At 49.7% G+C, this 7,145-nt stretch carries 4 protein-coding genes; 1 reads left to right on the top strand and 3 read right to left on the bottom strand.

All coding sequences use genetic code 11. The features are described 5' to 3' along the window. The first annotated feature begins 376 nt into the window (after nt 1-376). Nucleotides 377-2,563 carry a hypothetical protein gene (locus tag BM321_RS30070; RefSeq protein ID WP_139230518.1) on the top strand — a complete coding sequence of 729 codons (2,187 nt, stop codon included), beginning with the start codon at nt 377-379 and terminating at the stop codon, nt 2,561-2,563. A 336-nt stretch (nt 2,564-2,899) separates the two neighbouring features. Here the strand turns inward: BM321_RS30070 and BM321_RS20040 are convergent, their stop codons facing one another. From BM321_RS20040 to BM321_RS20030, 3 genes are all read right to left on the bottom strand, one after another. After that, a complete protein-coding gene (locus BM321_RS20040; protein WP_092444227.1) occupies nt 2,900-4,219 on the bottom strand; it encodes an ApeA N-terminal domain 1-containing protein in 1,320 nt (439 codons plus the stop codon). Between the two features lie 63 nt (nt 4,220-4,282). Continuing rightward, nucleotides 4,283-5,308, bottom strand: a complete 1,026-nt coding sequence (locus tag BM321_RS20035; protein ID WP_092444225.1) for a phage portal protein — start codon at nt 5,306-5,308, stop codon at nt 4,283-4,285. After that, nucleotides 5,308-7,062 (bottom strand): terminase ATPase subunit family protein, encoded by a 1,755-nt coding sequence (locus tag BM321_RS20030; protein WP_092444223.1) that lies wholly within the window; start codon nt 7,060-7,062, stop codon nt 5,308-5,310. Before BM321_RS20030 ends, BM321_RS20035 begins: the two co-directional genes overlap by 1 nt. Nucleotides 7,063-7,145: the final 83 nt, after the last annotated feature.

Below are 7,145 nucleotides of genomic sequence, written 5' to 3'. Positions count from 1 at the left end.
GCGTGTAGTCGCGCTGACTACGCCTTTTTGCTGATTTCATTACGCCCTCCTGAAAACGGATCAGAAGGTGTAAACCTTATTCAGGACGGGACACATCTATCTAATAGGGGAAAGACTTAAGTCTGGAGATCGTTCAGGTGATTTAGTAGACGCGATCACGAAACTTGTAACTCCTAGCCTAACCATAGAAAAACGCAGCTCAAACCAAAAAATTAGCAGCACGCGACACAGCCGTCCAACTCTCGAAAACTTAATATATACCAAACTTTCAAGCACCTCACTTGCGGACCCTAGCATTTTACGAATTGACACAATCACCGATACTGATTTTTTAATTAGCCTTATAAATAGTTTGAATGCAGCCGTACAAAGAGGGATGGACATTGCCAGACGCATTGGATGGAATGGTGAAAAAAACCTTTGGAAGTTAGGCGCACTTCATCGTGTGGAATATAGCGTTAGGAAATCCGGTGAGCATGATAGAGATGAAGACGAATTCCATGAAGGCATAGCCCCTTCGGTGAAACTACTTCACGCCACGGTAAAACAACTATCTACGTTGGACACCCTCAAAACCTCTAATTTCGTTCAGCAATGGAAATTAGCAAGCAACCCTATACACATGAGACTTTGGGCCTCTCTCTCCCAAGATGACAAAATTATTCCCAGCCGCGATATCGAGGAAGTTCTTCTTACGCTTAGAGAAGAATATTTTTGGGATTTACACAATTATCCAGAAATAGCTAAGCTTCGCGCCGTGCGATTTAACGAACTATCAAATGAAGCACAAAAATTAATTATACGAAGAATAAAAAAAGGACCTCCAGCAAGCAAATGGGGAACAAGCACCTCGATCGACGAGATGAAGCTCATCCGAAAATATTGGTCTGCTCGTGAATTACGGCGAATTGAACTTGCAGGTGGTAGATTACCGGCAAATACACAAAACTGGCTTAATGATACCCTAGAAAATTTTCAAGACCTCAAGGAAATGAATAATATTGATGAAGGATTTTTGGGTTCATCAGAAGCATACTGGGTCAAACCTAACCCAGACAACAAATTCGATTTAATGGACGGGGATAACCGTCTACAGGAGCTCGAAAAAGCACTGTCATCTTCGTATGGAGGATGGAACGATGATCCGGCAGGACGTGCGCTTGATTGGATCCGCGCAGAACAAAATGTATTGAAATTACTTCACGATCTGAGCTCAACAAACGAACGTATTAATGAGTTTCCGCTAGTTCTGACTCGTTTTAGCTGGACACACGGCTCAGACTCAATGCACGAGGTTGATAAACCTTCTACAAATTTAAAGAAACAGGGAAATCAAGTCTTAACAATTTTTCTTAAACTGACTGAAAACACCTCCTTCCAAGCAATAGAAAGTATATCGCACTGGCTCTCCACCTGGCGAAAAATAGTCGTCAAATCACCAAATTTTATGCTAATTTGGCGTAAGTTTTTCCCTATTGCTATTAGCGTAACAAATTCTGCGAATGGGGAGACGGATGAAATCCAGCTTAACTTGACAGCTCAATCAAATACGGATCAAGAACCTAAAGATCTCGACACTTTAAATACTGCAGCCGGAAGGTTTGTTAGTGTGTTTCTTGAGGCTTGCCCCAAAATCACGAAAACCTCTAAGACCCCCTTCAAAAGCAATAAGATATTAAGCGAACTACAAGAAAGCTTAATTACTGCAACTGGCAGATCTGGATTAATAATAAAACATCGACTTATTGAGAATTTGGGTTATTTTCTTAGAGCAGAGGAAGATTGGACCCGCAAGCATTTAGTATCCGCTCTAGAAAGCAACGACTCCAGCACTATTACGTTATGGCGGGCTATTGCTCGTCGAACTCAATCGCATGATGTTCTTAAAATAATAGGACCACAAATTCTCAGTAGAATAATCGACCAACGTCTTGGTCGAAAGTCTAGACAGTCTCTTTTATCAAGCATCATTCTTGAAACCTTATGGTCGTTTCTCAAAGCACGTAAAGCAGCCGTTTCACACCCAACAACTCAGCAGCTTATACGCTCTGTTGAAGATGAGGTTAGGGTTAGCGCGGCGCAAATAGTGCGAAGATTTTTGGTGGAAATCGGAAAGTCCTCTTCGGCGCAGGAATCGTTTACCCCGGACTCTACATTCCGAGATGCTGTTTCTCCCTTCCTATCCAAAGTTTGGCCTCAAGAACGTACACTAACCACTCCAGGAATAAGCTCGGCGTTTGCCCAACTACCATCCTCAGCTGGCGCTGCATTTTCTGAAGCGGTTGATGCCGTCGAGAGATTTCTAGTCCCGTTTAACTGCTGGTCGCTATTAGATTTTGGATTTAGAGACAGACCGGATGGATATCCGCAATTGCATTTAGATAGAAGTCGAATTAAAGCATCAGCAGCATTAAGACTTTTCGATGCAACTATAGGAAATACTGAAGGATCCGTCATTCCCGCAGAGCTGTCCGAAGCATTAGAACAGATACGTCATGCGGCACCTGAATTACACAACTCACAGGCCTTTCGTCGTCTCGCCACCTTAGCCAGAAGGCGCTAACATGCACTGCCGCTTGATACTTGTATTCTTCTTCACGTTTTTAAGCTGGGGACATTTGTGTTACCTATTCACTGCGAATGCTATCACCTACATCTGTCATCTTAAGTTATCGGAAAATCCTGAGGAATAAGCCCCCGCCTTTACTTACAGGTCACAACCCACAGTTGATCCAGCCTCGTTGTACGGCGTCCACTTCAGGTATAGATTGAGGGCACGTTAGGATGCCCTGCGCACAACCGACTGATACCTAAAAAGGCTCAGGCTTTAGCCCCAAGCATGCATATAAAGGCTCCAGCTTCAAGAAAGTAAAGCATGGGTGAAGCCGGCCACGCCAAACTATAATCTAGGACAAAATTCTTCTTGATAACGTCGCACAAGCGTTGGTTCCACTCCAATTTTTTTAAGCACATAGCCTATAATAGTCAATTCCATATATTGCGACAGCAATATTAGATCTTCCATCGACATCTTCTTTATTAATACTTTTGGCCGGCCAACATGTGCAATCTCGTTACGCAAATCCGATATAGCCCCTCCAACGTCGGACCGTCCAAATTTGCTAAATATTGTTTTAACTCCCACCATGATGTTATGAGAACCATACTCACCCAAAGGATACTCATATTTCTCTTTCACCTTATCATCATAGCTAATCGCTTCAAACTGAGTTGCGTAAAGAACCAGCTCCCCATGCAATGAGTGGACGTACCTGAATCCTGTCTCTGTCTGAATGCCGGATACAATCGTCGAAAAACGATCAGGAAATTCCAACCAGTTCCCGATCAATAATTCCAGATCCACTTTTTTATCTGTAATAGGCAGATGAAAATGAGAGGCCTGTTGCGAGCTAAGCATCAGAGTTTTAGCGCTTATGGTACTAGATGGAAAAAAATCGAGACTTCGGTTTTTTTCGTCCACGCCTAGTCTATCGACACTAATACTTTCCGGATGGACGGGACTATAGATCAGTATCGCAAACAAATCCGCCAAAGCAGCGATATACTCAAATATCTTATTATAATCAGCACCACCACTGACATGCACCGAGAGCCGATATTCAATATCCTTCTTTAGCATAAATATCGCACTTGGATTTTCCAGCTTCACTTTAGCAAAAGCAGCTTTAAGATCTTCAAGCGCTTTCTTATCCCAACTATAAATCTGCTTAGTTATATCATTATGCAGAGAACCAAAACTGGCGCTATTGGTAACCCTAACTTCGCCAAATGCGGTTTTTATAATCTTCAATGGCGCTTCTGAATATTTAACAAGATCTTTAAAACCTTTTGGAAAAAAGAACTCCTGTAAATTCGTCAGCGAAAAATCAAAGCTATAAAAAAGCTCGACTTCACTGACAAAATCATTAAGGAACAAACATGCAAACCCGATCTTTCCTGTTCGCATGGTTAACCCTCCCTTAAAACTTATTGAAGACTGCGCTACAGAGAACTCACCAATTAGGCTGCATTTCTCACCAGTTTCAAGGATGCCATGTACTACATTAGAGTCTGCCGGAAGCTCCTTTGACGCGATCCAAAACTCAAGCACTACACCATCTTCAGGACTATAAAATACCTTACCGCTAAATCTATTATCAAAGTTATTATCAGTAAAAAATTCACCAATCCACTGCTTTGCCTCAAACAATTTACGCATACAAATTCCTTTTTTTACCACATTAGGTTAGCAAATCGGCATGCCGTTTGCGCAGTGAGGCAGTTAATATTGTCCCCCAGCCTCATAATGTTTAAATCGCAAAACCTCCTCTCCAATCCATTGATTCAACTGCGTCATTCGTGTCTGAACTGGCCCCAGCTCGTTGGCCGCATAGATCTGCGCCGCCTCCCTGATCGATCCAAACCCACCTGCGTTCTGCGGCACAATCCCCATCAACTGTGGCGGAATGCGCAGGCTCGCCAGCACATCATCGCGGGTCTGATTCTTGATCGAATTGAATTCATCCTTCGCCGCCACCTCACTGACCGAAATCAACTGAATCCCGTCCTTTTTCCCCGTCGGCGAATACACAAACAAATTGCGAAAATTCCCCGGCCCCTTGGACTCCTTTAGCGCCTTACGCAGAGCGTCGATGTCCGCCTCAGTCTGCGCCGCGTCGGTCATATACAAAATGAACCCCGCATGACTCCCGTTCTCGTAATACTTGCGCCGGAACAGCGTCGCTGACTCGTTCAACAACGCCGACTGCAACGCACTGATCCACTCCGGCAGTCCATAAATCTCCTGATGCAAATCCGCCTCGCGCAAATGAAAAATACTCCCTGGCTCAAACGCGTGCTCGTTTTTCCAACCTTGCACTTGGTAGAACTGGCCCTCCGGCCCTACCCGCATGTACTTCGCCAGCGACGGTACCAGTTGCCTAGTGCTGCCCAACACCGAACGGCGCTTCTCCAGGTACCCATTCCCCAGGCACAGAAAATCCAGAGCGAACTGCTCAAAAGCCGCCCGGGACAACATCGGATGCGGGATAAAGGTCTTGCTCAACAGGTTGCGCTTGAACATCAACCCCGAATGCAGATGCACGCTCGCCCCCACCGACCGTGCAAGGCCGTTGAGCGACAGCGGCGGCTCATACCACCGCCCGTTGAACCAACACTCCAGGTAATCGAACACCTCTCGCCCACCCAGCACCGGCGTCGGCTCTCCGAAGCTAAACACTTGGGTACCCGCACTGGCGGCATCGAGGGCGGCGGGCAAAAGTTCCTGGCTGGCAAATTGTTCGGTCATCAGTAAATCTCCATCCGCCCGGTATTGGCAGCGGTCTGCCCTTCGAGCGGTTCGTTCTGCAATGCGTGGAAGAGCGCCCAGGCCAGGTCGGCATGGCCGGTGTTGTCGTTGCGGCCGGCGGTGTAGGTGAACTGGCGACCGCCTGCGGTGATGGTTTTGCGAATCGCCATGAGCGACTGGGCCATGTCGGTCCAGCCGGCGTCGAACTCCAGTCGCCCCTTGTGGATCACGTCGTAGGCCTTGAGCACCAGGCGGGTTTTCACCTCGGGCGAGTAGCTGAAGGTGGTCACCGCCGGGAAGAACTGGCGTACCAGCTGGGCCACGCCACTGCCGAGGCCGGTGACGTCGATGCCGATGTAGGTCACCCAGTAGCGGTCGCACACGCCCTTGATGGCAGCAGCCTGGGCGGCGAAGTCCATGCCGCGAAACTGGTGGCGCTCGAGCACGCGGAATTTGCCTCCCGGCACCAGTGGCGGCGCGGCCACCACCAGGCCGGAACAATCGCCCGTCTCGGCCGGGTCATAGCCGACCCACACCTGACGGTCGCCGAACGGGCGCATGGCAAACGGCTTGTAGTCCTCGGCCCATTCCACCCAGCTATCGACCATGCAGGACTGCAATACCGACAGCGGGAAGATGCTCGCGCCGTCATCGACGAACTCGCACATCAGCAGGTTGGCGAACGCCTCGGGGCTGTACTCCCGACGCAGCTCTTCGATGTCGAATAGATCGCAGCCGCCCCGCTCCGCGTCGAGGATGGTGACGATCTGGCGCCACAGCCGGTCCTCACAGAACCGCCCCTGCTGGAGCGCGCCGTGGGTCACATCAACCTTGGTGTGCTGCGCGGCCGGCTTGCCCTTGTTGAAGCGCTCACCCGTCCAGAAGGTGTACGCCTCGTGGGCCATACTCGAAGGGGTCGAGAAATAGGTTTTGCGCCACTTCTTGTGCATCGCCATGCCCGAGGCGACCTTGTTCAACTCCTCGAACTTGAACGTCCAGAAGAATTCGTCGAAGTAGAAATTGCCGTGGTAGCCCTGGGCGGTACGGGCGTTGGTCCCTAGGAAAAACAGCTCGGCGCCGTTGGGCAATACAATCGGGTCACCGGTCAGCTCGACGCCGATGACTTCCCGGGCGAAGGCCTGGATGTAGCCACGGAACAGGTAGGCCTGGTTCTTCGAAGCCGACAGAAAAATCTGGTTGCGGCCGGTGTCCAGGGCGTCGATGAACGCCTCGCGGGCAAAGTAGTACGTGGCGCCGATCTGGCGGCTCTTGAGGATGACGCGGGTGCGTTGGTTGCCGGCCCGGTACCAGTCTTTCTGGTAGTCGAAACAGCCGTCGATGAACGCCTCGCGCAGCAGCTCGATCTGGTCTTCGCTGATGTCGTTCTTCGGGGCTTTTTTCTTCGGTCCCTCGTTGCGCTTGGCGAGGTTCGGGTTGAGGTCGGTTTCGGTACCACCTTCCTGGTAACGCTGAATGCGGGCCTGGCGTTCAAGCTGGCGGTGCAGCAGGTCGATCTCCTTGAAATCGCCGCCGGTCTTGTTGTCCTTGAGGATCAACTGCACCAGACGTGCTTCCAGGGCTCCGCCAATACGTTCGACGTTGTCTGCCCGGTCCCACTTGTCGCGGGCCTTCCAGCTGTGTAGCGTTTTCTCCTTCTCGCCCGTCGCCTCGGCGATCTCACAGACGCGCCAGCCCATCCAGTACAGAAACTTGGATTGGCGTCGGGGATCGATGGGCAGCAAGGCGGTCGTCATGCCGAGATGCTGCCGCCCGCAGCGACGACTCAATAGAGCCGCCCCTTGTACCCTCCCCGCCTACAGGCCCGCCCCGTTGCCGC

It is taken from the genome of Pseudomonas sp. NFIX10, from assembly GCF_900111955.1.
Taxonomy (GTDB): Bacteria; Pseudomonadota; Gammaproteobacteria; order Pseudomonadales; family Pseudomonadaceae; genus Aquipseudomonas; species Aquipseudomonas fluorescens_AA.
The sequence above is the reverse complement of the archived record's forward strand: the minus strand, read 5'-3'. Positions and strand labels throughout refer to the sequence as shown.